The organism is Sphingobacterium bovisgrunnientis (assembly GCF_009829085.1).
GTDB classification, from domain to species: Bacteria; Bacteroidota; Bacteroidia; order Sphingobacteriales; family Sphingobacteriaceae; genus Sphingobacterium; species Sphingobacterium bovisgrunnientis.
In genome coordinates this window covers 89,617-113,758 of record NZ_WUQY01000008.1, presented here as the reverse complement: position 1 = coordinate 113,758, position 24,142 = coordinate 89,617, and the positions used below count along the sequence as shown (strand labels likewise).

At 35.5% G+C, this 24,142-nt stretch carries 28 protein-coding genes and 1 pseudogene; 12 read left to right on the top strand and 17 right to left on the bottom strand.

What is annotated here, in order from left to right; genetic code table 11:
* Positions 1-370 precede the first annotated feature (370 nt).
* The 3 genes from GOQ16_RS06180 (at position 371) to GOQ16_RS06170 (ending at position 3,033) form a co-directional block, all read left to right on the top strand.
* Positions 371-724, top strand: a complete 354-nt coding sequence (locus GOQ16_RS06180) for a BlaI/MecI/CopY family transcriptional regulator (protein ID WP_160068490.1) — start codon at positions 371-373, stop codon at positions 722-724.
* A 9-nt stretch (positions 725-733) separates the two neighbouring features.
* Positions 734-2,293 (top strand): M56 family metallopeptidase, encoded by a 1,560-nt coding sequence (locus GOQ16_RS06175; RefSeq protein ID WP_160068489.1) that lies wholly within the window; start codon positions 734-736, stop codon positions 2,291-2,293.
* A gap of 119 nt (positions 2,294-2,412) precedes the next feature.
* The gene (locus GOQ16_RS06170; RefSeq protein WP_149915168.1) at positions 2,413-3,033 is read left to right on the top strand and encodes a trimeric intracellular cation channel family protein; all 621 of its coding nucleotides are present in this window, start codon (positions 2,413-2,415) and stop codon (positions 3,031-3,033) included.
* Here the strand turns inward: GOQ16_RS06170 and GOQ16_RS06165 are convergent.
* From GOQ16_RS06165 to GOQ16_RS06135, 7 genes are all read right to left on the bottom strand, one after another.
* Positions 3,028-4,323 (bottom strand): UDP-N-acetylmuramoyl-tripeptide--D-alanyl-D-alanine ligase, encoded by a 1,296-nt coding sequence (locus GOQ16_RS06165; RefSeq protein ID WP_160068488.1) that lies wholly within the window; start codon positions 4,321-4,323, stop codon positions 3,028-3,030. The genes GOQ16_RS06170 and GOQ16_RS06165 overlap by 6 nt on opposite strands.
* A 77-nt stretch (positions 4,324-4,400) precedes the next feature.
* Entirely contained in the window at positions 4,401-5,231 is an 831-nt protein-coding gene (locus GOQ16_RS06160; protein WP_160068487.1) for an SMP-30/gluconolactonase/LRE family protein, read from the bottom strand.
* Between the two features lie 53 nt (positions 5,232-5,284).
* Positions 5,285-6,028 (bottom strand): acyl-[acyl-carrier-protein] thioesterase, encoded by a 744-nt coding sequence (locus GOQ16_RS06155; protein WP_160068486.1) that lies wholly within the window; start codon positions 6,026-6,028, stop codon positions 5,285-5,287.
* A gap of 13 nt (positions 6,029-6,041) precedes the next feature.
* Entirely contained in the window at positions 6,042-6,629 is a 588-nt protein-coding gene (locus GOQ16_RS06150) for an LOG family protein (RefSeq protein WP_160068485.1), read from the bottom strand.
* Between the two features lie 75 nt (positions 6,630-6,704).
* On the bottom strand, positions 6,705-9,116 hold the full coding sequence (locus GOQ16_RS06145) for a TonB-dependent receptor domain-containing protein (RefSeq protein ID WP_160068484.1): 2,412 nt from the start codon (positions 9,114-9,116) through the stop codon (positions 6,705-6,707).
* A gap of 196 nt (positions 9,117-9,312) precedes the next feature.
* A complete protein-coding gene (locus GOQ16_RS06140) occupies positions 9,313-11,076 on the bottom strand; it encodes a PspC domain-containing protein (protein WP_160068483.1) in 1,764 nt (587 codons plus the stop codon).
* A gap of 17 nt (positions 11,077-11,093) precedes the next feature.
* Positions 11,094-11,438 (bottom strand): PadR family transcriptional regulator, encoded by a 345-nt coding sequence (locus tag GOQ16_RS06135; protein WP_160068482.1) that lies wholly within the window; start codon positions 11,436-11,438, stop codon positions 11,094-11,096.
* A gap of 166 nt (positions 11,439-11,604) precedes the next feature.
* Here GOQ16_RS06135 and GOQ16_RS06130 point away from each other — a divergent pair, with 166 nt between their 5' ends.
* Positions 11,605-11,994, top strand: a complete 390-nt coding sequence (locus GOQ16_RS06130) for a VanZ family protein (RefSeq protein WP_160068481.1) — start codon at positions 11,605-11,607, stop codon at positions 11,992-11,994.
* Between the two features lie 110 nt (positions 11,995-12,104).
* Here the strand turns inward: GOQ16_RS06130 and GOQ16_RS18125 are convergent.
* Positions 12,105-12,371: pseudogene (locus tag GOQ16_RS18125) on the bottom strand (ComF family protein); the annotation flags it as partial.
* Between the two features lie 459 nt (positions 12,372-12,830).
* Positions 12,831-13,886: a dual-specificity RNA methyltransferase RlmN gene (gene rlmN / locus GOQ16_RS06120; RefSeq protein WP_149915159.1), complete on the bottom strand. Its 1,056-nt coding sequence runs from the start codon at positions 13,884-13,886 to the stop codon at positions 12,831-12,833.
* A 152-nt stretch (positions 13,887-14,038) separates the two neighbouring features.
* On the opposite strand from rlmN, the gene GOQ16_RS06115 reads away from it, so the two are divergent.
* Complete coding sequence (locus GOQ16_RS06115; RefSeq protein WP_149915158.1) at positions 14,039-14,863, top strand: N-acetylmuramoyl-L-alanine amidase; 825 nt, start codon at positions 14,039-14,041, stop codon at positions 14,861-14,863.
* Between the two features lie 159 nt (positions 14,864-15,022).
* Here the strand turns inward: GOQ16_RS06115 and rimO are convergent, their stop codons facing one another.
* The 5 genes from rimO to rpmB all read right to left on the bottom strand — a co-directional run bounded on the left by rimO (position 15,023) and on the right by rpmB (position 18,281).
* Positions 15,023-16,357 carry a 30S ribosomal protein S12 methylthiotransferase RimO gene (gene rimO / locus GOQ16_RS06110; protein WP_149914074.1) on the bottom strand — a complete coding sequence of 445 codons (1,335 nt, stop codon included), beginning with the start codon at positions 16,355-16,357 and terminating at the stop codon, positions 15,023-15,025.
* Positions 16,358-16,476: 119 nt separating this feature from the next.
* Entirely contained in the window at positions 16,477-17,439 is a 963-nt protein-coding gene (gene ftsY / locus GOQ16_RS06105; protein WP_149914075.1) for a signal recognition particle-docking protein FtsY, read from the bottom strand.
* Between the two features lie 145 nt (positions 17,440-17,584).
* Entirely contained in the window at positions 17,585-17,746 is a 162-nt protein-coding gene (locus tag GOQ16_RS06100) for a DUF4295 domain-containing protein (RefSeq protein ID WP_149914076.1), read from the bottom strand.
* 48 nt (positions 17,747-17,794) lie between these two features.
* Positions 17,795-17,977: a 50S ribosomal protein L33 gene (gene rpmG / locus GOQ16_RS06095; RefSeq protein WP_002998409.1), complete on the bottom strand. Its 183-nt coding sequence runs from the start codon at positions 17,975-17,977 to the stop codon at positions 17,795-17,797.
* Positions 17,978-18,047: 70 nt separating this feature from the next.
* Entirely contained in the window at positions 18,048-18,281 is a 234-nt protein-coding gene (gene rpmB / locus GOQ16_RS06090) for a 50S ribosomal protein L28 (RefSeq protein ID WP_149914077.1), read from the bottom strand.
* A 307-nt stretch (positions 18,282-18,588) separates the two neighbouring features.
* On the opposite strand from rpmB, the gene recO reads away from it, so the two are divergent.
* Both recO and GOQ16_RS06080 read left to right on the top strand, forming a co-directional pair.
* Positions 18,589-19,311, top strand: coding sequence for a DNA repair protein RecO (gene recO / locus GOQ16_RS06085; RefSeq protein ID WP_160068479.1), 723 nt, complete (start codon positions 18,589-18,591; stop codon positions 19,309-19,311).
* A gap of 72 nt (positions 19,312-19,383) precedes the next feature.
* On the top strand, positions 19,384-19,671 hold the full coding sequence (locus GOQ16_RS06080) for a DUF1129 domain-containing protein (protein ID WP_160068478.1): 288 nt from the start codon (positions 19,384-19,386) through the stop codon (positions 19,669-19,671).
* A gap of 61 nt (positions 19,672-19,732) precedes the next feature.
* On the opposite strand, the gene GOQ16_RS06075 is transcribed toward GOQ16_RS06080, so the two are convergent.
* Complete coding sequence (locus GOQ16_RS06075; protein WP_149914080.1) at positions 19,733-19,924, bottom strand: cold-shock protein; 192 nt, start codon at positions 19,922-19,924, stop codon at positions 19,733-19,735.
* 139 nt (positions 19,925-20,063) lie between these two features.
* Between GOQ16_RS06075 and GOQ16_RS06070 the strand changes: the two genes are divergently transcribed.
* The 5 genes from GOQ16_RS06070 to gcvT all read left to right on the top strand — a co-directional run bounded on the left by GOQ16_RS06070 (position 20,064) and on the right by gcvT (position 23,556).
* Positions 20,064-20,777: an SIMPL domain-containing protein gene (locus GOQ16_RS06070; RefSeq protein WP_160068477.1), complete on the top strand. Its 714-nt coding sequence runs from the start codon at positions 20,064-20,066 to the stop codon at positions 20,775-20,777.
* 1 nt (position 20,778) lies between these two features.
* Positions 20,779-21,267: a DUF4112 domain-containing protein gene (locus tag GOQ16_RS06065; protein WP_438865727.1), complete on the top strand. Its 489-nt coding sequence runs from the start codon at positions 20,779-20,781 to the stop codon at positions 21,265-21,267.
* Between the two features lie 24 nt (positions 21,268-21,291).
* Positions 21,292-21,660 carry a hypothetical protein gene (locus GOQ16_RS06060; RefSeq protein ID WP_160068475.1) on the top strand — a complete coding sequence of 123 codons (369 nt, stop codon included), beginning with the start codon at positions 21,292-21,294 and terminating at the stop codon, positions 21,658-21,660.
* On the top strand, positions 21,660-22,352 hold the full coding sequence (locus GOQ16_RS06055) for a pseudouridine synthase (RefSeq protein ID WP_160068474.1): 693 nt from the start codon (positions 21,660-21,662) through the stop codon (positions 22,350-22,352). Before GOQ16_RS06060 ends, GOQ16_RS06055 begins: the two co-directional genes overlap by 1 nt.
* Before the next feature lie 124 nt (positions 22,353-22,476).
* The gene (gene gcvT, locus GOQ16_RS06050; protein ID WP_160068498.1) at positions 22,477-23,556 is read left to right on the top strand and encodes a glycine cleavage system aminomethyltransferase GcvT; all 1,080 of its coding nucleotides are present in this window, start codon (positions 22,477-22,479) and stop codon (positions 23,554-23,556) included.
* 42 nt (positions 23,557-23,598) lie between these two features.
* On the opposite strand, the gene GOQ16_RS06045 is transcribed toward gcvT, so the two are convergent.
* Together GOQ16_RS06045 and GOQ16_RS06040 are read right to left on the bottom strand one after the other, a co-directional pair.
* Positions 23,599-23,829 (bottom strand): DUF6358 family protein, encoded by a 231-nt coding sequence (locus tag GOQ16_RS06045; RefSeq protein ID WP_149914084.1) that lies wholly within the window; start codon positions 23,827-23,829, stop codon positions 23,599-23,601.
* Positions 23,829-24,128, bottom strand: a complete 300-nt coding sequence (locus GOQ16_RS06040; protein ID WP_160068473.1) for a hypothetical protein — start codon at positions 24,126-24,128, stop codon at positions 23,829-23,831. Before GOQ16_RS06040 ends, GOQ16_RS06045 begins: the two co-directional genes overlap by 1 nt.
* Between the last annotated feature and the right edge of the window lie 14 nt (positions 24,129-24,142).

The window sequence follows — 24,142 nt, the reverse complement described above, 5'->3', positions numbered from 1 at the left end:
TTCCGTCGGGACTGCAAAGGTAGAAACTTTATTTTAATCCGCAAATTTTATTTGAAGATTTTTTCTTTTTTGTTTTTCCCGATTTCTCAGTTTAAACAGTCTCTAACCTCGTATTTCATTGCTGTTACCAGCGTTCCTCCCTTGCGGAGTGGTGCAAAGATAGAAACATTTATACATCACTTCAAAGCTTTAGCGCGAATTCTTTTTCCAATTTGAGTTAAGTCGCTGGAAGATTGAGGGATAAAATCATAAGAAGAATATAAAATTCTGCCTAATGTTAAATTTTACTAAAAATGCATTAATTATTTTTAAAATACGAAACCCTTCGTATATTTGATGTACGAAAAGATTCGTAGTTAAAGCAGCGATTATGAAACCGACAGAAAGTGAGTTGGAGATATTACAAGTACTATGGGACAGGCAACCATGCTCCGTAAGAGAGGTTCATGAATCCCTGAAAAGAAAAGATATAGGTTATACAACTACATTGAAATTGATGCAAATCATGCTTGAGAAGAAACTAGTAACTCGAGACACCAGTTTAAAAAGTCATTTATATAGCACGGCTATCAATAAAGAAGCTATAGAGCATCAATACCTTAATCGCATGATTGAAACCATTTATAATGGCAACACCTCGAGATTAATCATGCAAGTACTCGGTAATCATAAATCAAGTAAGGAAGAAATTGAATTGATAAAAAAGTATTTAGATAACTTATAAACCAATACTATGGAAAATATTTTTCAATTATTAATCAATGCTATGGGCTGGAGCATGGTTCACTCCCTATGGCAAGGCGCATCTTTATATATTATACTGTATGGGTTATTCCTTATATTTTATAATTGGAGTCCAGACACCAAGTACAAAGTTGCATATTTTTTTCAAAGTCTAATTTTTATTAGTTTCATCACAACATTTGTAAAAACTTTCAATATTTCAACAGGTGTAATCTTGCCAAATAGCACTTCACAAGAAGTGTTTTATAGTTATATTGACAAATTGCAAAACTCAAATTGGTCAATTACAAAACTCTTTCCTTACATGGTAATAATATATACCATAGGAATAATAGTACAAACATTCCTTTGCATCAAGAGCTTCGACTGGCTTAAGAAAATTAAACAAACAAGTTCACAGATAATTCCTACGGAATGGTTAAACATACTAGAAGAAATTAAGAACAACCACAACATATCTCCGAAAGTTCGCCTATTAACTTCACCTAAAATAGAAAGCCCAATAACCATCGGCTTTTTGAAACCTTTAATCATTTTTCCAACAGCATACATTAATAGTATTTCGACCGAAGAAGCGGAAGCCATTTTATTACATGAAATAGCTCATATTAGAAGACATGATTATCTCTTCAACATCATACTCATTAGTATTGAAACTACCTTGTTTTTTAATCCTTTTATTTGGCTTGTAAGTAGACATATTAAAGTCGAAAGAGAGCAGTCCTGTGATGATTTTGTAACTACACATATTCCTAACCCAATTATATATGCAAAGACATTATTGCATGTAGAAGTATTAAGAAATGCACACCAAACATCCCAAGCATTAGCATTGTCGGGAGACAATAAGTACGATTTATTAAATAGAATCAAAAGAATAAACAAACAAATTATGGAATCCAAATATACATCCTATAAACAGCAATTAGGAGTTATAATATGCGCATCCTTAACATTCATCTTTATTGCTTGGGCTAACCCTAATAATAAACAAAATCAACAGGTGGCAATCAATGAAATCGTGATTACGAAAATAGAAAATATCGAAACTATTGATACCACAATAGCTAGAGCAGAACAAAGGTCAATGCCAGTAAAAAAGAAAACACTATTAAAAGATACTTCTACGATTATTGTCCATGAATTTGAAAATAATGAAGAAATTAAGCCCAACAAGCATATTGAATCAGTAGAAAAATTACTTAATTCAAAAAACTTCAAAATAATTATAGCGAATATTGAAGAAGGAGCTAATGCCATTGAAAGGAAATTAAACTCCACAGAATGGAAGGACAAAATGACTAAAATAGAGCTTAAAACTCAAGTAAGCTTAGATGAATATTATAATTCTGAAGAGTGGAAAGACAAAATGGCACAAATAGAGATTAATACGCAAAAAATACTTGAGGAAAAATTTAATTCTCCTGAATGGAAAGATAAAATGGCTAAAATCGAAATTAAAACGCAAAAAATTCTAGAAGAAACTTTTAATTCCCTAGAATGGAAAAAAAAGATTCAAGACTTGGAAAAACTACATAACTCTAACTAAGTCAAAATGCACATAAAAAAGTACATTTCTGACATTAAAAGAAAGCCGAATCTACCGAATTAGATTCGGCTTTCTTTTAATGTTGATTTTATGTATTATTGTTCCTCAAGATAACCGATATGAATATCATTTATGCTATTGACCTTTTAGGAACTATGGTTTTTGCTATTTCTGGCGCGATGGCAGGGCATAGAAAGGGTATTGATATATTCGGTTCTACTTTCATGGCATTTGTAACAGCTATTGGCGGAGGATCATTGCGTGACATATTCTTAAATATTCGACCTGTCTGGGTAGAAGATGGCAATTATCTCTTGGCTATATTCGTTGGTGTCTTTATTTCAGTTATTGCGAACAAACAACTTTACAGCCTAGCTAAAACATTAACCTTATTTGATGCGATAGGTATTGGCTTCTTCACGGTAGTTGGAACACAAAAATCCTTAGATTATGAATCCAGCAGTATTGCAGCCATCATGTTAGGAATGTTTTCTGCAGCTATGGGCGGTGTGATTCGCGATGTATTGATAAATGAAACCCCTCTTATTTTACGAAAAGAAATATATGCTTCTGCTTGCCTGTCGGGCGCATTACTTTTTGTGTTACTTAACTATTGGAATGTTGACAACGGCTGGAATGCCTTCATAAGTGCTTCACTCGTTTTCTTGATCCGTATAGTATCGGTAAAACACAATCTTTCCTTACCGGTTGTCGAAATGAAAAAAGATGAAGGGTTATAATACTTCCAACAATTTTTCAAAAGCCATTCCGCGTGAAGCTTTCAATAGGATAAAACTATCGTTGATTTCAGCAACCGCAGCTTTAGCTTCATCAGTAGTCTGATAAAACTCAGTAGAATCATCGCGGTGGAGATAAAATTCTTTGCCAACAAATATCAATCTTTCAAAACCAAGAGTTTTTGCTTTTTGAACCAAAGCTTTGTGCTCTTCAAAAGACTCATTTCCCAACTCAAACATATCCCCCAAAACCACCACTTTGTGGTCTGCGGTCAACACCTTCATATTGTCCAATGCAGCCGCCATACTACTCGCATTAGCGTTGTAAAAATCCGCCACAATCATGTTTCGTGATGTTTGGGTAATCTGCGAACGGTTATTTTTAGGTACATACGACGCTATTCCTTCATTGATCTTAATAGGATTCATCCCAAATTCAAGACCAATGGCAATTGCAGCTAATATATTTTCGGTATTGTACGAGCCTGTTAGATGCGTATAAACTTCATAAGATTCAGATTTATCACCTTCTTTCCAAGCGATAGAGAGGTAAGGGTTGGCCATTAAAAGTTTACCTACGATGTTATTTGTTTCCGAGAAACCATATGTAATCACCTTTGTAAAATGACGTTGTGCAGCCATTTCTACTAAATGAGCATTATCTGCTTGTAGAAATAAAGTTCCTTTGTTTACAGATAGAAGATCATAAAGCTCACCTTTTGTTTTTTTAACTCCGTCAAAAGATCCAAAACCTTCTAAGTGCGCTTTTCCAACATTGGTAATAAAACCATGTGTCGGACGTGCGATATTCGCCAAAAACTCAATTTCACCAACATGATTTGCTCCCATTTCTATGATTGCTATTTCGTAAGAATCGTCTATGGACAACAACGTCAAAGGCACGCCAATGTGGTTATTTAAATTACCTTGCGTGGCATAAGCACGAAACTGTTGCGATAAAACCGAATAAACCAACTCTTTTGAAGTTGTCTTACCATTTGTTCCTGTAATTCCAACCACAGGAATAGCTAATTTTTGGCGGTGATACAACGCCAAATCTTGCAACGTCTTTAAAACGTCTTCAACTAAAATATATTGATCGCCGTTAACAAACACTTCTTCATCCACTACGACATAAGCTGCGCCATGCTCCAAAGCTTGAGAAGCAAATGCATTTCCATTAAAGCTTGCACCTTTCAGCGCAAAGAAAATACTTTTTTCTTTAATATTGCGTGTATCAGTAGAAATTACAGGATATTGCTTATAGATGTCGTAAAGAGTCTCAATTTGCATAACAACAAAATTTTAGTACGACAAATGTAGTAATCTTCTGTCCTTGTGTAAATAAAAAAAGGAGCATTGCTCCTTTTTTATTTCAATTTATATGCGACAACGCTATTGCTGTTAAATGTAGGGATATAGAGAATACTTTCTTTTTGGTTATAACCCAGATCTGCGGTATTCATTTTGCCTTGTACATCAAGCATCTTTTGAATCTCTCCATTCGCTTTCACATAATAAACAAGACCAACCCAGCAGGTAACAATATAATCTCCATTTCCAACTGGTTCCAAACCGTCACCACCTTGATCAAAGCCTTTTGTGAAAACTGTTACTTTTTTGTTGGCGTCAATAGACCAAAATTCTTTTCCAGCAAGGGCCAAAAGTTTACCACCTTCCGCTTTCAATCCATTCACTGAGGGAACATTGTCCAAATACAACGAAGCTTTACCATTTCGCAATTGAAAAATCTTATTTTCTCTCGTATCCGAAATGTAAACGATACCCGAATCATCCACTGTTACATCATTCAAAAAAGTCGATCCTTCCACTGGAATCTCATCAATGACATTACCAGTAACCACATCTACGACTATCACATCCGTAATATCAGCAATGTATAATAATCCCTTATGAATTGCTAATCCTTTCGGTGCATTCAATCCAGTAACCCAAGTTGCATTTTTGATTGAACCATCGGTATTCAATAGCGCAACTCCTCCTTTACCGTCTTTCTCACTACCAGATCCATCAATCAGTGAAACAAATAAAACATTGTCCTGTGGGTAATACAAAACCGATTCTGGTGTTGGAAGCTGTTCTTTAGATTCCCAAATAACTGCTATTTTCTTCTCCTGCGCATTTGTCAATTGAACGCCTAAAACAGCAAAAAAGATAAGCAATACATTAATTTTAATCATGATTTGTTTTTTATTGGTTGATTAATTGTAAATATATGAATTTCAAAAGAATCCTAAGACTCTAATTCAAAAACACAAGCGAAGCAAATTTGTTCACCCTTAACGATTTTAAAAACAATTTTGTTGTCAAAACTTCCTTTTTGAATGGAAATAGTATCGTTGAAACTTAACTCTTTGATGAAGTTGAGGTCAATTGCTCGTATCTTGTTTATTAATATCAAGCTTGGATCTACATAATTAATGCACCATTCCAGATACTTCGTGTTATTCACATGATTCACGATATCTAAATCCGAAAATTGTACGACTTGTGTATAAATTTCCGATACTTCAAATGAAAGATCGATACGCTGATTCGCAAGTTCTGTAGCATGTTGATTTGGATATTGTTCTATATATGACGTATCAAATGGCAACATGTCCGGTCTTCTGGTTTTAATATTGAAGATTGCCCATAATGAGGTAACAGCTAACAGCTTCTTGCCTTCACGTGAAACTTCAAAATCCCGCGTTGATTTAAACCCTTTTAATTCCTGAATCCAAGTCTTCACCTCTACATCTTGCGAAAATCTAGGCAATTCTTCAATCTCAATGCGCATACGATTCATTACCCAAGACTGATCGTACAGGGATAAATCATCAAAACCAACAGCACCCAAGTCAGCATGTTCCGCCGCTGTCAATTGCAGTATGTTTGCTAATTCGGGAAATTTTATAGCGCCATTGGGGTAACATTGGGAAAAATAAACTTCCCACTTTTTGTGGTGTATTGACTTGAAGTCTTTAGATAATGGCATAGCTCTTCTCCTTTTAACTATTTTCTTTGTTCAGCCATTTTGGTACATCGGGCGATACATAGGCATTCATTTTCTGCACTAATTCTTCGATATTATCTGCAACCAAAAGCATTTCTTCATTTTGCTTATTCAAAAGCCCGACCTCAACCATATTGTGTATAAAAGCAATCAAATGATCATAAAAGCCATTAATATTTAGCAAGCCTACAGGCTTTTGATGCAATCCTAATTGTGCCCAAGTAATCATTTCGAACAATTCCTCCAAGGTCCCGTACCCTCCAGGAAGTGCTATTATTGCTTCACTCAAGTCATTCATCATCATTTTGCGCTGATGCATATTCTCAACTGCAATCAATTCAGTGACGCTAAAATGGCCAATCTCTTTACTATTCAGAAAATGCGGAATAACACCAATGACTTTGCCGTTATTCTCCAGCGCACCATCAGCAACAGACCCCATTAATCCTACTCGACCGCCTCCGTACACCAAAGTAATATTCTGCTTCGCTAGATATTCGCCTACGCCATATGCTTTTTGCATCCATACCGCATCAAAGCCTGGGCTCGACGCACAAAAAACCACTATACTTTTGAATTTCATAATACAAAACTAAATAAAAAAGACCGCAGACATTTTCAGTCTACGGTCATCTTTAAGAATGGCAAGGCCTTCTTTTTACAAAGCTCTTTCTTTCTCTTCGCTGCTGTCATTGACCCTGCGAATAGATTGCTTTAGATTGCCAAACTTGTAAGTCAACGTAAGTCTTACCGTTTGACTATCGCGGTATTGATATATTCTAGAATTAAATTCCTTGAATTCTGTAAACACATTATTGTGGTTGGTATGGAATATATCCGTTACAGCTAATTTTAATGAGGTCCGTTCGTCTTTCAAATTGTATGTAGCGCCAATATCTGTACCCCAACGTCGTTGAATTTTATACATATTGTAGATGAAAGGTGAATTATAACGTAAAGACATTTCGCCAGACAATTGTTTACTAAATCTGAAATTGTTGTTCATATTCGCTTGGATAAATGCAGACCCCAAATTCACATCATATCCCGATATTGGCCCTTTAAAGTGCATATAGATTCCTGTGATATTATTGAACATCGTCCAAACCTTGCCTATGCGATAAGGAATACTCAAGTTGATATATGAGGTAGTTTGTTCACCCAAATTCTCACGTGTAATCCACGTAGTTTTTAATACGGTGTCTTGGCCAAGGCTTTCTGTCATTGCACCTTTGGTGATATCATGACCTAATGCAATATTAAAACGCTTATATAAAGTATAGTTTAATGCAAATCCATCTGTATACTGTGGGTTCAAATACGGATTACCTTTATTGTATGTTCTTTTGTCCACATAATATTCAAAAGGATTCAAATTTCTGTAATTTGGACGAGAAACCTTACGCGAATAACTCAATGCAAAGACGTGGTTTTCATGCGCATTATAGGACAATGAAGCGGATGGAAATAAGTCAAAATAATCGCGCTTTACTTGTTTATTTTGCGTAATAGAATGACCATCTGAGATTGTATATTCACCCCTTAAGCCCGCTTTGATTCCCCATTTTTTGATATTGGTATTATAATCAAAATAACCCGCTAAAATCTGTTCTTCGTAATTAAATATATTTGAGCGGTTTGTGTTATTTTGCCAATTTGAACCTACAAGATTTTTGAAGTTAACATCATTATCAGACTGCACATTGCTATACTTTACGCCTGTTTCTATGTTTCCCTTTCCTAATTTTTGCGTGTAATCTAATTTCGCTGCCAAGATTTTAATGTCTACACCGAATGTACTTCTCTCAAATTCCGGAGCGTACATTAATGTTTCGCCATCGCCAAAATAAGAAAAGTACCCATAATTCAAGATCGAATTGGTCTTGAAAGTACTATAATCAACATCTGCTGTCAATTTCTTACCCGTAGTATCAATCACGAACTCATTGTTTATATTCACCGAATAGCGATTGAATTTTTCATCATTATTATTGTCTGAAACCATTATTGAATCCACCGAACTATTAGGACGAGACATCAATGTAGTCCCTGGAGTCAGTTGATCTTCCTTATTATTTGCGCCATTAAATTGAATCATAAAGGTATTACGCGCAGATGTTTTTTGCTCAAAGCCCACTTTGTAATTATGAGTTTTTTCGGCATTTTGGAATACAGATGACTGATCAAAGTATGTATCTGCCAATTTATTGGGTATAATTCGCGTAATGCGAATATTCTCGTTATAATTATTATCCGTATAAGAATAGTTTGTGAAGAATGTAGAGTTATTCTTTTTATAATTTACATTGAAGGACGAATTGCCACGTAATTTCTCTCCCACAGCTCCACTTGCAATGAAAGATCCATTGAAGCCTTCCAAACGATTTTTCTTCATCACGATATTGATAACTCCGCCTGATCCCTCCGCGTCATCTTTAGCCGAACGTGTAGTAGATAATTCAATACTTTTAATCTGAGCGCCATCCGTACTTTTCAATAATGTAGCCAGTTGTTCGCCGGTCAAATAAGTCTGACGACCGTCTATGGTAACATTTACGCCTTGTTGACCCATCAACGAAATATTGTCATCTTTATCTACATCTACACCAGGAGCTCTTTTCAATACTTCTAAAGCATTATTGCCCGCGCTGATAGAAGAATTTTCTACGTTCATGACCAACTTACCATTAGTATGTTGTATTTGTGGCAATTGACCTTGTACAGTAACCGCTTCCAACTCTTTAGTCAAAACTTGTAAAATGATATCATCTATGCTAACAGAATTTTCTGCGGTTTGAAACGCTGAAGATTCACCCTTCGCATAGCCTACAGCTGTGGCTTCAATTCTAAAAGTTCCTACAGGAAAACCCGATAGCTTAAATTGTCCTTTGTCATTGGTGACAGTAGATTTGATAAATCCGCGATTTGGCTCAGTAACAAGATACACTGAAGCATTGGCTATGGGCGCATTATCCGCATTCTTGATGTAGCCAGTAATAGTCTTTTGTTGCGCTACAGCGAGTTGCATACAAAGTATCATGCTACCTAAAAGTTGTAAAAGTAATTTCATGTGTGTGGTTAGCTTCTGTAAAATATTCTTCTTATTTCTCCCAAAATTAGACCGAAAAAGGACATAGAAGAATGCGTATTAGATTAACAGAAGAAGTTATTCGGTGAAATAGTAATATTGGTCGGTAAAAAATTTGTCGCCTTCCATTTTTATTAAAAGGCGACAAATAATCGTTTTTTATTTTTGATATAGAAAATTAATTCACAGTGACAGTTACACGCTCTGCAATTTCCTTTGCTTCTTTTTCAATTTTACGTGCATGCTCTTCTGCTTCTTTAGCATGTTGTTCTGCCTTTCTAACCAATTCCTCTACCGTACTTTCTGTTTCAGTTTTCTTGCTGATAGGCAGAAATCTTGGGGTACACTGCAAACCAGTTCTGCCCATTATCCATTCTGTAGCTTTGATTTCTTCATCCGAATCATACGCTTGTTGGCAATCCCAATTTGAAATGTTTCGCAGTTTATAACTAATAGAATTATCTACCACCACACGCGATCCGACAGGCAAATAGAGTGTAGCCGATACAGATTGATCTCTGTATTTTCTATTTGGGTTGATACCAAAATGCGAATTAAAAACTATTTTTTCGTCTGTCTGATTAGCCAAATAACTAATTTCAGCAGCATTTGTAGTCGCGACTTGATATGTTTTTCCACGCGCAAAATAATTGTATTGAATATAAGGTTTTGCCAAAGAATCTATACTTTCAAAACTTATGCTTATATCATTGCGTAATGCATATTCTAAATCTTCTCCGTTCAGTTCAATTTTAAATTTTTTACCTTCTTTATCTGCTGCAGAAGCTTCTATCAGACGAACATCCTTTTCTGTAATATAATACACTTTACGCTCACTTAAAGGCCTTTCTACTTTTATGGTGCTGGATTCTTTGAATTCCTGCGCACCTATAAAACTGAAAAATATTACTGCAATAATGGAAGAAATCCATGTTGCCCACAAGGCCAACGAGAAATAATGATTCATCGGTTGTGTCTTAAATAACAGACGGACCATTAATTGAAATAAAGCTAAGAATGGAATAGCGATCGCCAAAGTTCCGGCTACTAAGGCTACGATTGCTTGCGGTGTATTCAAAAATTCTGTTCCTGGAAAAACCATTTCACGTTGATAGCCCAATATGCCTGTGATGAATCCAATACAAGCGATGGCTAGACCGAAAATTGTCAAAGCACAGAACACCAAAATCAAGAAGCCAATTAGTCTTCCGAACCCTCTGCCCACTCGTGATACACCATTCCCTACAGCAGCAGTTCCTTTCGAAAATTCTCTTTTCACTTTAGAAATATGAGGGTTCAAGCCTTGGATTTCTTCATCAAAACTCTTTTTAAAATTCTGCAATGTTGGTGACTCCCCTTTCATTGCCATTTTGTCGGCACGAGAAACCGCCTTTGGCATCACCACCCACAGAATCAAATATAACATAATCCCAGAACCGCCAAATAGAAAGAAACACACAAAAATCACGCGCATCCATTTCGTTTCCATATTGAAATAGGCTCCCAAACCACTACATACGCCACCAAAAATTTTATCATCTGGATTACGCATCAATTTTTTCTCCGAAAAACTTGCACTTGCATATTGAGCGGTTGCATGCTCTGATGTAGATTGCTCACCAGCAGATTCGTTTTCCGTAGAATCAAAACTTGGTTGGTCTATCAATTCTTCTTCTTCGCCTTCAAAGTCACTAACCTTCCCCATCTGGCTAATGACATGATTCACATCATCCATTGAAATGACTTCCTTACGTCCAACCTGAATTTTCTCGGAGAACATTTCAGCAATACGATTTTCGATATCTTGAAGAATCTCTTGGCTGTCTGAAGATTTTCCAAAATGTCTTTTGATATCAATCATGTAAGAACGCAATGTTTCGTAAGCCTCTTCTTCAATGTGAAAGACGATACTATTTATATTGATGATGATAGTTTTATTCATGGTATTAGATTTTTGTATTAATTGTTAGATTCTTTTCTACCTTGCAAGGATGTTTCTACCGCATAGACTAATTCTTTCCACGTATTGTCTAGTCTTTGCAATACTTCAAGACCTTCGGCTGTAATTTGATAATATTTTCGAGGAGGACCTGACGTTGATTCTTGCCAATTGTAACTCAACAAGCCGTTATTTTTTAGTCGAGTAAGCAATGGGTACAATGTCCCCTCCACCACTAACAGCTGTGCGCGTTTTAATTCCGCAATTATATCCGATGCATATATTTCACCTTTCGAAATAATCGAGAGAATACAGTATTCTAGTATCCCTTTTCGCATCTGCGTTTGTGTATTTTCCGCTATCATAACAATACAAAGTTATATCCTTTGGATGGTACTTTGCAATACATAGTAGTATATAAAATTATAATACATTGATTTTCAGTAAAATAATTTTTAACGTGACTCTATTTAACTACAAATAGTTGTTAAGAATTAGGATTTCTTATTGATTTATAACACTTTTGCGTCGATGAAATATTTTTTTAGCTATATCTGGGCTATAGTATGGGGTATTATTATGCTAATACTCCTATTGATGCCCTCAAATGATTTACCTGATCTTAAGCCCTATTATATTTTTCCTGGTGTAGATAAAGTCGTGCATATCGGAATTTTCTATATTTTGGCTTTGTTATTATACTGGGAATCAGCAATGAAGTCCAAGTGGAAAGGCAACAAATGGGTCACTGTAGCAAAGGTAGTCGTGAGTACAGTAATTTTTGCTTTCTTAACAGAAGAAGCGCAGCGACACGTCTCGAGTCGTACTGCAGACATGTTTGATATTTACGCTGATTGTATAGGAATTGGAATGGCAACATTCTCATTCTTAATTTTATATAGAAAAGAAAAAGAAGCATGAAAAAATGGTTAATATTTGCGGCGATGTTACTTGTTGTAGCATCGGGAATACAGTCTTGTGGTGTAAATAACTGTGGATGCCCTAAACCGTACACACCAAAAAGAAGATAATTAGGCTCTTGCGATAGTAGCGATCGATACTGTTGCGCCACTCGCAATTAGTAAACTGGCTGCCTCGCAAATCGTAGCGCTAGTGGTTAATACGTCATCCACCAAAAGGATATGTCTCCCCTGTAAAGTCTCTTTAGAGTTTAACGCAAACACATTTTTGACATTATAATAGCGTTCTGTTCTCGTTTTCTGTGTCTGGCTTACAGACAGGACTTCTCGCAGAATTATGTCCTCCCTTAATGGAATATTCAATCCTAAACTTAGTCCTTTAGCAAATTCTCCCGCCTGGTTATATCCTCGTTTTCTAAGTTACGACCTGTGAAGTGGAACGGGAATTATATAATCAACATCCTGTTTTACGCTCGTGATTTTATTCGCATACAATTTTCCGAGAAAAACGCCAATTTCAGGTTGGTTTTTATACTTCAGTTTATGTAATAATGTTTCTTATCGAGATGGTTTTGCTAAATGTAGCATGGAAAAAGCATGGTTAAATTCTATCTTTCCCCACAATTGACGCGCTGTTCCATTCTTATCATCCAGGTGAAAATCCGTAAAAGGGAGGTGATAAAGACATTTAGTACATAACATTTCTTCGGGCACGAATAGATTCGCCTCGCAAGCCATACATAGCCGAGGAAATAGCAAATGCAAAAAACCGTTGAAATAATACCTTCAACAACATAAGAGAATACAATTAGTTCGTATTCTTTAAGTTAAGAAAAATTAATTGGATTCTTCTTTGATAGCTAATTGACCACAAGCGGCATCAATATCTTTACCACGGCTTCGGCGCACATTCGTTATAACCCCTTGACTACGCAGGTAATTCGCGAATGCGTCAATCTTATCGGCTTCAGCATTTTCGAAATCAGCCAAAGAAATAGGGTTATATTCGATGATATTTACCTTACAAGGTACATTTTTACAGAATTTTGCCAACTCTTTTGCATCTTGAATTTCATCATTGAAATTATCAAAGACAATGTATTCGAAGGTAATTGGATTTTTTGTTTTAGAATAATAATAACGCAGTGCTTCCGCTAATGCCTTTAATGAATTTTGCTCATTGATAGGCATGATTTCATTACGTTTCTCATCGTTGGCAGCGTGCAAAGACAACGCTAGATTAAAACGGACTTCATCGTCACCTAATTTTTTAATCATTTTCGCTATACCAGCTGTAGATACGGTTATACGTTTGGCTGCCATATTCAATCCATCGGGAGAAGTAATTCTCTCAATAGATTTCATCATGCCAGAATAGTTTAGCAAAGGCTCACCCATTCCCATATAGACAATATTGCTTAATGGAATACCGTAATTATCTTTAGCTTGCTTATCAATCAAGACGACTTGATCGTAAATTTCATCAGCATTGAGATTACGCTTTCGATCCATGTAACCTGTTGCGCAGAATTTACAAGTCAAACTACAGCCCACTTGAGAACTCACACAAGCTGTCATTCGATCTGGCGTTGGAATAAGTACACCCTCTATAATATTGCCATCGTATAAAACAAAACTGCTTTTTATGGTCTTATCGGAAGATACTTGAGATTGCTTTACTTGCACATAATTGATAATAAAATTCGATTTCAACTTATCTCGCAAAGCTTTACTCAGATTACTCATTTGTTCAAAATCTGTTACTGATTTTTGCCAAAGCCACTCATAGATTTGTTTTGCACGAAAAGCTTGCTCTCCCATTTCTACCAACTTCTCTTTGATCTGATCAAGGGAAAGACTACGTATATCTATCAATTTTGTTGCTGTATTCACAGCACAAAGATAGGTAAATTTTTTTTCTGCTAAATCTCACTATATGAGTATAACATTCATATGACGCACAATTAGTTAATCTCTTTGTCACTCTGTGATTAAATCAATTTGACATATCTTCGTTATATTGCATCTATAATCTATTTAAAACAATGAAAAAAGCACATTTTATCCCTTTCATAATTGCGGCAGCACTGATTACATCATGCGGTGGCGGCAAATACGCGGCGACAGAAAAAGTTAACAAGAAGAAAGCCAAAGAATTTGCGGAATTATACCGAGAAGCTCCCGTTACGAGTCAATTAGAAAAGATTAATGCATCGGATAAAGAGTGGATTGGTTCTATCAATTTCGGAACGAGAAAACCAAATTATGTAATGATTCATCATACAGCGCAAGATTCCTTAGCACAAACGGTAAAGACATTCCATAGCGCACGTGCAGGTGTAAGTTCGCACTATGTTATTGGGCGTAATGGTAAGATAGTACAAATGGTAAATGACCTATACCGCGGTCATCATGCTGGTGCAGGTAAATGGGGTAACGACACCGATTTAAATTCTTCATCCATAGGAATTGAATTGGACAATAATGGAACTACAGATCCTTGGCCCGATGTACAGATTGATGCCTTGATAAGCTTATTGGCCTACTTAAAAGATTCATACAAAATACCACAAGCAAACTTTATAGGACACATGGATTATGCGCCTACACGCAAAAATGATCCTTCACGATTCCCTTGGAAAAAGCTATCAGACGCTGGATTTGGGTATTGGTATGACGATTACTTAGAAACACCTCCAGCGAATTTTGATGTACGTTTAGCGCTACGTGTAATAGGGTACGATGTAAAAAATCTTGACGCTGCGATCAAAGGTTTCAAACACCATTACATCCAAAAGGAAGCCAATACAGCGAATTTAAATGAGCAGGATTTAAAAATTTTATATTCTATTTTTAAGAAGTTTTTGTGATATCAAATATGCATTTTGTGTTTAATATGCTTTATAAATTAGTAGGAAAAATTACTTTTTAATAACCATTGCCTTTGCGTAATATAATTCGATGCCTCATTAATGGTGTCCAAAATACTATTTAGGACACCGCTAATTACATCGGATTGCTTATATTTTCTATTTCAATATAGTCCCGTACAAGTCAAAATCTTCTGCTCTATTTACTTTCACCTGAACAAAATCACCTATACGCACATAATTTTCTTTAGCATTTAATACAACCTCATTATCCACTTCTGGAGAGTCGAATTCTGTACGTCCGATGAAATAATCTCCATCCACTCTATCTACCAACACTTTGAATTCTTTACCAACTTTAGTTTGGTTGATATCATATGAAATTCCCTGTTGCACTTCCATAATAGCTTCTACGCGCTCTTGTTTTACATCTTCAGGAACATCATCTACCAATGTGTGTGCATGTGTTTTCTCTTCGTGTGAATATGTAAAACACCCTAGACGATCAAATCGGGTTTCTTCAACCCATTCTAACATTTCATTAAAATCGTGTTCTGTTTCTCCTGGATAACCACAAATCAATGTTGTACGCAAAGCAATATCCGGTACTTTATCTCGAATTTTGTTTACTAAGTCAATTTGCTTTTGTTTGGTTGTACCACGGCGCATTGATGTCAACATATTATCGGTAATATGTTGTAATGGCATATCCAAATAATTACAGATATTACTACGTTCATTCATAGCATCCAAAATGTCCATTGGAAAACCTGAAGGATATGCATATTGCAAACGAATCCATTCGATACCGTCGACATCCGATAAATGACGCATCAAATCCGAAAGATTACGTTTACCGTAAATATCTAAACCATAATAAGTTAAATCTTGTGCAATAAGAATTAATTCTTTCGTTCCATTAGACGCCAAGAATTTTGCTTCTTTTACTAAATCATCAATAGATTTAGATACATGCTTACCACGCATCAATGGAATTGCACAAAATGAACACGGACGATTACATCCTTCCGCTATCTTGAAATAAGAAAAATGAGAAGGCGTAGTCAGTAAACGTTCCCCCAATAATTCGTGACGGTAATCCGCACCAATAGTAGATAATAATTCGGGCAAATCATTCGTGCCGAAATAAGCATCTACATTAGGAATCTCCGATTGCAATTCTGGTTTGTAACGCTCAGAAAGACAACCTGTCACAATTACTTTATTTACCTTACCTTGATCTTTTAGCTCTGAAAACTGTAAAATAGTATCAATTGATTCTTGCTTGGCATTATCAATAAATCCACAAGTATTGATAACCACTATATCATTCGCTTGGATATTATTTGATTCGTGAACAACGTCAATTTGATTACCTTTCAACTGACCCATTAATACTTCCGAATCATGTATATTTTTCGAACATCCTAAAGTCACCACATTCACTCGTGGCTTCACCATCACTGGTTCGAATTTACTATGCTTTGTTTTCATTATTATGATTGAGTTGGATGAAACATGGATTATGATTCCATCGCAATTATTTTCTTTATTGATAAAAAGAAACCTTTATAAGGTTATAAAGGCTACTTGCTTGATGCAGAAATAAAATTTTATTTAAATAAGGATTCGACAAACTCTCTTTTATTAAAGAGCTGCAAATCGCCGATCTTCTCACCTACACCAATATATTTTACAGGAATCTTGAATTGATCCGAAATACCAATGACTACACCACCTTTGGCTGTACCATCTAATTTTGTCAAAGCTAACGCATTGACATCTGTCGCTTGGGTAAATTGTGTACATTGCTCGATAGCGTTTTGTCCAGTCGAAGCATCTAACACCAACAAAATCTCATGCGGAGCGCCAGGAACGACTTTTTGCATGACATTTTTTATTTTTCCAAGCTCATTCATTAATCCGACTTTATTATGCAAACGACCAGCTGTATCGATAATTGCAACATCGTCACCATTGGAAACCGCAGACTGAATCGTGTCAAAAGCAACTGAAGCTGGATCTGATCCCATTGCTTGCGCAACCACACGTACACCTACACGCTCTCCCCACAATTGTATCTGATCGACAGCTGCAGCTCTAAAGGTATCTGCTGCACCCAATACTACTTTATTACCTGCTTCTTTCAGCTGATGCGCTAACTTACCAATAGTCGTAGTCTTACCAACACCGTTCACGCCTACCACCATAATAACATAGGGCTTATGATCCCCGTATTTAAAGCTCTCGAAATCATTGCTGTTATTTTCAGCTAATAAAGCTTGTATTTCCTCTTTCAGTAATCGGTTTAGTTCATCGGTACCGACATACTTATCACGTGCAACACGCTCTTGAATTCGTTCCACAATTTTCAAAGTCGTCGTCACACCCACATCGGATGTAACCAATACTTCTTCTAGATTATCCAACACATCATCATCAATGGTAGATTTACCAACGACTGCCTTTGTAATCTTTGAAAAGAAACCTTCTTTAGTTTTCTCCAAACTCTTATCCAAAGCCTCTTGAGCCTCTGGTGCTTCTTGTTTCTTCTTGAAAAAATCAAATAAACCCATGAAATACTGGTGATAAGTAATGCTTAAAAATCAAGCCCAAATATACTGAAATCTTGCCATACTAAAAAAGCCCTTTCGGTGAGTATACCAAAACGGCTTTCAGTTTTTTTAAAGGAAAACTTTAAAAAAGGAATATCTTGATTGCTTATTTTGAAGCTGCTGCAACAACATCTTTTACGTTGTCGTTGTGTACCATACTTTCTTTGAAAGTATAAGCTCCAGTTTTAGCAGATTTTGCAGTGATAATAACTTTAGTAAATTCTTTACCACCACCTTTTTGTAATGATGCTACCGCTTTCTTTGCCATGGTATATTTTTTTTAAGATGGACAACTCTCGTTAATCCATTAAGTTAATTACTTAATTTCTTTGTGAACAGTTACTTTTCTCAATACAGGGTTGAATTTTTTCAATTCTAAACGCTCTGTTGTGTTCTTTTTGTTCTTAGTAGTGATGTAACGTGACATCCCTGGAAGACCACTTTCTTTGTGCTCAGTACATTCTAAGATAACTTGTACTCTATTTCCTTTTTTAGCCATTGTTTTACTTTATTTTAGTCCTCACGGACTAATAGTTCATGAATATCTTTAATTAACAGGCGAATATCTATTAAACGTATCCTTTTTTGATAAATTTACTGATAACAGAAGAAATTCCGTTTTTGTTAATCGTTTTAATTGCAGACGCTGACACTTTTAAAGTGATCCAACGATCTTCTTCAGGAATGTAAAAACGCTTAGTATGTAAATTTGGGTAAAACTTACGCTTAGTTTTAACGTTCGAGTGAGATACGTTATTACCTGTTAATGCCGTTTTGCCTGTTAAATCACAAATTCTTGACATGATATTTATTTTTAATGTTGTCTATTTAGTACACCAATTCTCTTTTGCACTCTCTGCAAAGAGTTTGCAAATATCTAAATTTCTTTTGGAACTTACAACAATATGGCGAGAATTATTTTTAAAAATAATACAAAAAGTGCAGGAAGAAGCAAATGTAGAGCTTTTCTAATTCATCTCCCACCCTACACTCTAAAATAGTTTTCAACAATTCACATTGGTTATAAAAAAATACTAGTATTTCACGTCCTGGATAAAATTTACTTACTTAGTGATTTATCACATATTAAAATTCCTTAGCTAACTTTAGATGTTGCATAAAACAAGAGCGATAGCACTTAAGATTACGAACTATTCAGAAAATAGTGTGGTCGCACAACTTTTCACAGAAGAGTTTGGAATTCAGTCATATTTGATTAACGGAGCAAGAAAGCCAAAAGCAAAAATTCATGTTAACATGCTTCAACCGCTTCATCTTTTGGATATGGTGGTTTATTATAAAGACACTGGTAGTTTACAGCGCATAAAGGAAGCCACCTCTACTCCTATGCTTCAGCAAATTCCATTAAATATCGCAAAAAGTTCTGTAGCTATTTTTCTGAACGAAATATTATACAAAGTGTTAAAACAGCAACAACCCGATTCCCAACTTTTCAGTTTCATACAACAGTCTATTTTATGGTTGGATCAGACAAATAAGCCGATTAATAATTTTCATCTCTGTTTTTTGATGAAGCTAAGTCGGTTCTTGGGCTATATGCCAACAGCATCAGACAAAGCTTTACCTTATTTTGATTTGGTGGACGGTGTTTTTACTAATTTTGCACCCGCACATACATATTCACTTCAGCAACCACATACACATATGTTTCACGCGATATTGAATATATCATACGAAGATTCTCATTTGATACAAATGAAGCATGAAGATCGCATATATCTTTTATCACAAATCATCAACTTCTATAAGTTACATACAGAAAATTTTGGCTCAGTGAATTCATTGCAAATTCTGGAAGAAATATTTCACTAAATTTTAGCAGTTCAAAAAAAATATTATTTTTGGTTAAAAAAAAACATATTATTTAACCTAAAAAACTAAATTATGAATCCATTTGAACAAGAAAATTCAGGTTTTCCCACCTTAATTAATGAAAAACCCCTAAGCGTAAAAGATTGGGTAATTACATTAATAATTGTCGCTATACCACTCGTTGGAATTATTATGTTGCTTGTGTGGGCTTTTGACGATAATGGAAATGTCAACAAAAAGAATTTTGCCAAAGGTTCTTTAATCGTAATGTTGATTATGATTGTTATTTCAATAATCTTCTATATTACAATATTCGCTGCCTTTATAGGAGCAATGGGCGGATTATCACAATATCAATAATACAAAAAAGCTCGAAATCTAAGATTTCGAGCTTTTTTACAATAAATATATTTAGAATCTATTAGATAACTTTTACATTTACCGCATTAAGACCTTTACGGCCTTGTTCAACTTCGTAAGAAACGTCATCGCCTTCACGAACTTTGTCGATTAGTCCTGAAACGTGAACAAAAATTTCACTTTCACCTGACGCTGGTACTATGAAACCAAAACCTTTAGTTTCATTAAAAAATTTTACTTTACCTTCTTGCATTACTGTATTATATTTTAATTTATCCTAAAGATAAGATTTAAAAAATATTTTACAAGATTATTTTTAGGCTAATCTTAAACATTGTGGCATTTTCTTTGTCTATGCGTTATATGTAGAAAATATTAATTTCAAACGATTTATGAAAAAATTATTGACAATCGCATTTTTATTAGGAACTATAATAATGACAAACGCCCAATCCGCTAATATAGAATCTTTTCGCAAAGTAGCTACTAAAGGATATGCCGAAAAAGAAGTAACTCCAGATATTATTTACCTCTCAATTTCATTGAAAGAGTTTTATATGGATGGCAATATGAAAAAGAAAGTTTTCATTGAGACCATAGAAAAACAATTATTTGATGCAGCAATGGCAAATGGTGTTAAGAAAGAAGATTTTACAGTTCAAAATATCTACAGCTATAATTATCAAAATAAGAAAAAGAACAACGAATTGCTACAATCACGTCAGTACCGTATTAAGGTTACGAATTTGAATGGCCTACACACAATGCTTGATAAGGTAGATCCTCAAGGATTGGAAAGCACTTCAATATCAGGATACGATCATACGCAAAAGCGTGAGTTGGAAAAAGAATTGAAGACTGCTGCGGTGAAAGATGCACGTCAAAATGCAGAAATATTAGCTGCTGCAGACGGAGGGTCTGTTGGTAAAGTATTGGTAATTAATGACAATAGCAACTTCAACTTTGCAGAACTGATGCCGCAACCACGCATGTACGCAAAAACGGCTATGATGGATAGTGCAGGAGCAGAGTCAAACGAATTGTCGTTAGATATTCGTCCAATTAAATTGACTTGTTATATTGACGGTGTCTTTGAATTAAAATAAATTGGAACAATTAAATAATCAGCCTCAACAAAAAAGAGAAAGGGAATTTGCTTGGATAGAGCGAATGTCTAATCTATTGGACAATAAATTTAGCATTGGAGGGTTCAAGTTCGGCTTGGATCCTCTTTTGAATTTGATACCTTATGCTGGACAATTCATAGCTTTTGCCACTTCACTATCACTTGTTGTTATCATGCTTCGCAATGGCGCAGGGTCCAAGGTTGCCGTCAAAATGCTTCTTAACGTGATGTTAGATGCAATTTTGGGCGCAATACCTTTAATTGGTTATGTATTCGATTTTTTCAATAAGGCAAATAAAAAGAATGTTAAACTTCTGAAGGACCATTATTTCGAAGGTAAACATCAGGGTAGTGCGCGAGGATTATTGATAACTCTATTTATTATTATAGTACTTTTGTGTGTCGGAATATTTTACCTGATGTGGGTGTTAGCCGAATGGCTATTTTCGGTTTTAGGAAGTATATTCTAATATTACATTTTTATTTAAATCAAGATGTCGAAAACACGAATATTTGCGCTATTTCTTTTTGGAATAATGATCACAGCTATCTTAACAAATCCTAAAAAAGAAGAGCTAGAATATGTAGTCAAAGAGAAAGCCAAATCGCTTCTAGCAGATCAACTTAAATACGAGAATCAAGATGCTGTACAGCTAGGCATGACCTTGTTTGGAGATAGAGTCGTTCGAGAATTTGTTCAGAATAACGTGATTATTTCGAATTACTATTTATTCTCTTTGGTAAAAATAAGATGGCAAGGCGAGGACACGCCAATAGGGGGTGGAGCATTCACGAAAGTGTGGCTCAGTCCTGAGATTGATAAGAAGGCAGATGAAATAGTAGGGGTTCTTAAAAATCTATAATGCTTGACATACTCTACCGCGATGAATATCTTATTGCCATAAATAAGCCACATGGTCTTTTAGTACATCGATCTTCAATTGCCAATGATGCTTCTGAATTTGCGCTGCAACTCCTAAGGGATCAAATCGGACAGCCCGTTTATCCCGCGCATCGTTTGGATCGTAAAACGGGTGGTATTCTTTTATTTTCTTTGGATAAAGAGACTGATAAAAAAACGCAACCACTTTTTCAGGACAAAAAAATGGATAAGCGCTACTTGGCGGTTCTACGCGGATACTGTCCCGAAGAAGGAATTATTGATTATCCTTTACTGAAAGAAAATGGCACAGCACAAGATGCTATCACACATTATAAGCGATTAGCGACAGCGGAGATTGATGTTCCACAGGGAAAATTTCCCACATCCCGCTATTCTCTGGTCGAGGCAAATCCCGAGACAGGTCGTATGCACCAATTGCGTCGTCATTTCGCGCATATCATGTATCCAATAATAGGGGATAGGCCACATGGATGTAATAAGCAAAACAAGTTGTGGAAAGAGAAATTTGAAATGGACACTATGTTGCTACATGCCTCTGCATTGACATTTATTCACCCTTGGACTGAAGAAAAAATTGAAATTAAAGCTGATATGAATTCAGAATTTAAAAGAGTGTTAGAAATACTAGGATTGCAAACGGTTGCGAAATAACAAACGACGAATAATTTTCGTTTTTGCCACCAAATATCTAGTATATTTATCATAATATTAAAAACAAGCCGTAAAATCCCAACATATTAGCTATTTTTGCAAAAACTTTTTATACCATTTGATGATGAAAAATACAGCTTTAACAGACCATCATATTTCTTTAGGAGCAAAGATGGTTCCTTTCGCAGGATTTAATATGCCCGTACAATATTCTGGTATCAATGACGAACACGAAACTGTACGTACAGCTGTGGGCGTATTTGATGTAAGTCATATGGGCGAATTTATTTTGAAAGGTGAAAAAGCATTAGACTTAATACAAAAGGTATCTTCTAATGATGCTTCAAAATTATACGACGGTAAAGTTCAATATGGGTATTTGCCTAATGAAACTGGTGGTATAGTAGATGATTTTTTGACATACAAAATCGACGATATTACGTATTTATTAGTAGTAAATGCTTCTAATATTGAGAAAGACTGGAATTGGATCAGCAAATACAACACGAACGGCGTAGAAATGAAAGATATCTCAGATGAGACTTCATTATTTGCTGTACAAGGACCAAAAGCTGCGGATGCTTTGCAAAGTTTAACATCGATTGAGTTGGCTTCTATGGAGTATTACTCGTTCGCTAAAGGCACATTTGCTGGCGTAGATAATGTGATCGTATCTGCAACAGGTTATACAGGTGCTGGAGGTTTTGAAATCTATGTAGCGAATAAAGACGCAAAAAAAGTATGGGATGCGATTTTTGAAGCTGGTGCTGCCTTTGGTATTAAACCAATTGGTTTAGGTGCACGCGATACTTTACGTTTGGAAATGGGATTCTGTCTATATGGCAATGATATTGACGATACGACTTCTCCACTAGCTGCTGGTCTTGGTTGGGTTACTAAATTCACAAAAGACTTTGTGAATAGTGAAAACTTAAAAGCTGAAAAAGAAAACGGAACGGCTCAAAAATTAGTAGGTTTCGAAATGATCGATAGAGGTATTGCTCGTCACGATTACGAAATCGTAGATGCTGAGGGTAATGTGATCGGTCGTGTGACTTCAGGTACGCAATCGCCAACATTGAAAAAATCAATCGGTCTTGGATATGTAGATAATGCTTTTTCTAAAGCTGGTACAGAAATTTACATAAACATACGTAACCAAAAAATAAAAGCGGAAGTGAGAAAAGGTCCTTTTGTAAAATAACATTAGATCTTTACAGCATAAAAAAGGGTTAATCGATGTCGATTAACCCTTTTTGCTTTTCTTAGCCGCAGATTGCTGTTCTTGTTGTTTTTTGATGTAATCTGTTTTTACATGTTTTAATAGAACTACTTTCAAGTAAATCAACACAACCGAAACTGCGATTGCAATCCCTAGAATAAGCATATTACCACTTTGGTAAGCAGAAATACCACTCATCACCAAAAAGATAATCCCTAGATTCAGCAAAAGATTTAGTACAAATTGTTTTTTCATTATTTTATATTTTGATCCAAAACGACCCTTTTACGAAGTAAAAAGAAATAAACTAGCCCTGCGAATATATTCAATAGGATGATAAAAATAATCAATAACAACCGTTCTGAATTCGCAATACGACCCGACAACATGATTTCACGAATAGTAAGAAAAATCCATATAAGCGACACCAACAGCGCAAAACTAAATAGGATAGGAGCTATGCTAACTTTCAGCAGGAATAATACGATAGCACCTATGTAAAATATCAGACTAAAATAGAATGCTTGAGTTGTTTGCTGATACAAATTTTTCATACCTACAAAGGTAC

Bases quoted from the DNA above. Each gene is read 5' to 3' on its own strand.
- recO (WP_160068479.1), top strand. From the start codon at position 18,589: ATGTTGCATAAAACAAGAGCGATAGCACTTAAGATTACGAACTATTCA.
- GOQ16_RS06170 (WP_149915168.1), top strand. From the start codon at position 2,413: ATGAATATCATTTATGCTATTGACCTTTTAGGAACTATGGTTTTTGCT.
- rimO (WP_149914074.1), bottom strand. From the start codon at position 16,357: ATGAAAACAAAGCATAGTAAATTCGAACCAGTGATGGTGAAGCCACGA.
- GOQ16_RS06055 (WP_160068474.1), top strand. From the start codon at position 21,660: ATGCTTGACATACTCTACCGCGATGAATATCTTATTGCCATAAATAAG.
- GOQ16_RS06070 (WP_160068477.1), top strand. From the start codon at position 20,064: ATGAAAAAATTATTGACAATCGCATTTTTATTAGGAACTATAATAATG.
- GOQ16_RS06145 (WP_160068484.1), bottom strand. From the start codon at position 9,116: ATGAAATTACTTTTACAACTTTTAGGTAGCATGATACTTTGTATGCAA.
- GOQ16_RS06175 (WP_160068489.1), top strand. From the start codon at position 734: ATGGAAAATATTTTTCAATTATTAATCAATGCTATGGGCTGGAGCATG.
- GOQ16_RS06040 (WP_160068473.1), bottom strand. From the start codon at position 24,128: ATGAAAAATTTGTATCAGCAAACAACTCAAGCATTCTATTTTAGTCTG.
- ftsY (WP_149914075.1), bottom strand. From the start codon at position 17,439: ATGGGTTTATTTGATTTTTTCAAGAAGAAACAAGAAGCACCAGAGGCT.
- GOQ16_RS06060 (WP_160068475.1), top strand. From the start codon at position 21,292: ATGTCGAAAACACGAATATTTGCGCTATTTCTTTTTGGAATAATGATC.
- GOQ16_RS06080 (WP_160068478.1), top strand. From the start codon at position 19,384: ATGAATCCATTTGAACAAGAAAATTCAGGTTTTCCCACCTTAATTAAT.
- GOQ16_RS06135 (WP_160068482.1), bottom strand. From the start codon at position 11,438: ATGATAGCGGAAAATACACAAACGCAGATGCGAAAAGGGATACTAGAA.
- GOQ16_RS06165 (WP_160068488.1), bottom strand. From the start codon at position 4,323: ATGCAAATTGAGACTCTTTACGACATCTATAAGCAATATCCTGTAATT.
- GOQ16_RS06150 (WP_160068485.1), bottom strand. From the start codon at position 6,629: ATGAAATTCAAAAGTATAGTGGTTTTTTGTGCGTCGAGCCCAGGCTTT.
- GOQ16_RS06100 (WP_149914076.1), bottom strand. From the start codon at position 17,746: ATGGCAAAGAAAGCGGTAGCATCATTACAAAAAGGTGGTGGTAAAGAA.
- rpmG (WP_002998409.1), bottom strand. From the start codon at position 17,977: ATGGCTAAAAAAGGAAATAGAGTACAAGTTATCTTAGAATGTACTGAG.
- GOQ16_RS06180 (WP_160068490.1), top strand. From the start codon at position 371: ATGAAACCGACAGAAAGTGAGTTGGAGATATTACAAGTACTATGGGAC.
- GOQ16_RS06140 (WP_160068483.1), bottom strand. From the start codon at position 11,076: ATGAATAAAACTATCATCATCAATATAAATAGTATCGTCTTTCACATT.
- gcvT (WP_160068498.1), top strand. From the start codon at position 22,477: ATGAAAAATACAGCTTTAACAGACCATCATATTTCTTTAGGAGCAAAG.
- GOQ16_RS06045 (WP_149914084.1), bottom strand. From the start codon at position 23,829: ATGAAAAAACAATTTGTACTAAATCTTTTGCTGAATCTAGGGATTATC.
- GOQ16_RS06130 (WP_160068481.1), top strand. From the start codon at position 11,605: ATGAAATATTTTTTTAGCTATATCTGGGCTATAGTATGGGGTATTATT.
- GOQ16_RS06155 (WP_160068486.1), bottom strand. From the start codon at position 6,028: ATGCCATTATCTAAAGACTTCAAGTCAATACACCACAAAAAGTGGGAA.
- GOQ16_RS06160 (WP_160068487.1), bottom strand. From the start codon at position 5,231: ATGATTAAAATTAATGTATTGCTTATCTTTTTTGCTGTTTTAGGCGTT.
- GOQ16_RS06075 (WP_149914080.1), bottom strand. From the start codon at position 19,924: ATGCAAGAAGGTAAAGTAAAATTTTTTAATGAAACTAAAGGTTTTGGT.
- rpmB (WP_149914077.1), bottom strand. From the start codon at position 18,281: ATGTCAAGAATTTGTGATTTAACAGGCAAAACGGCATTAACAGGTAAT.
- GOQ16_RS06115 (WP_149915158.1), top strand. From the start codon at position 14,039: ATGAAAAAAGCACATTTTATCCCTTTCATAATTGCGGCAGCACTGATT.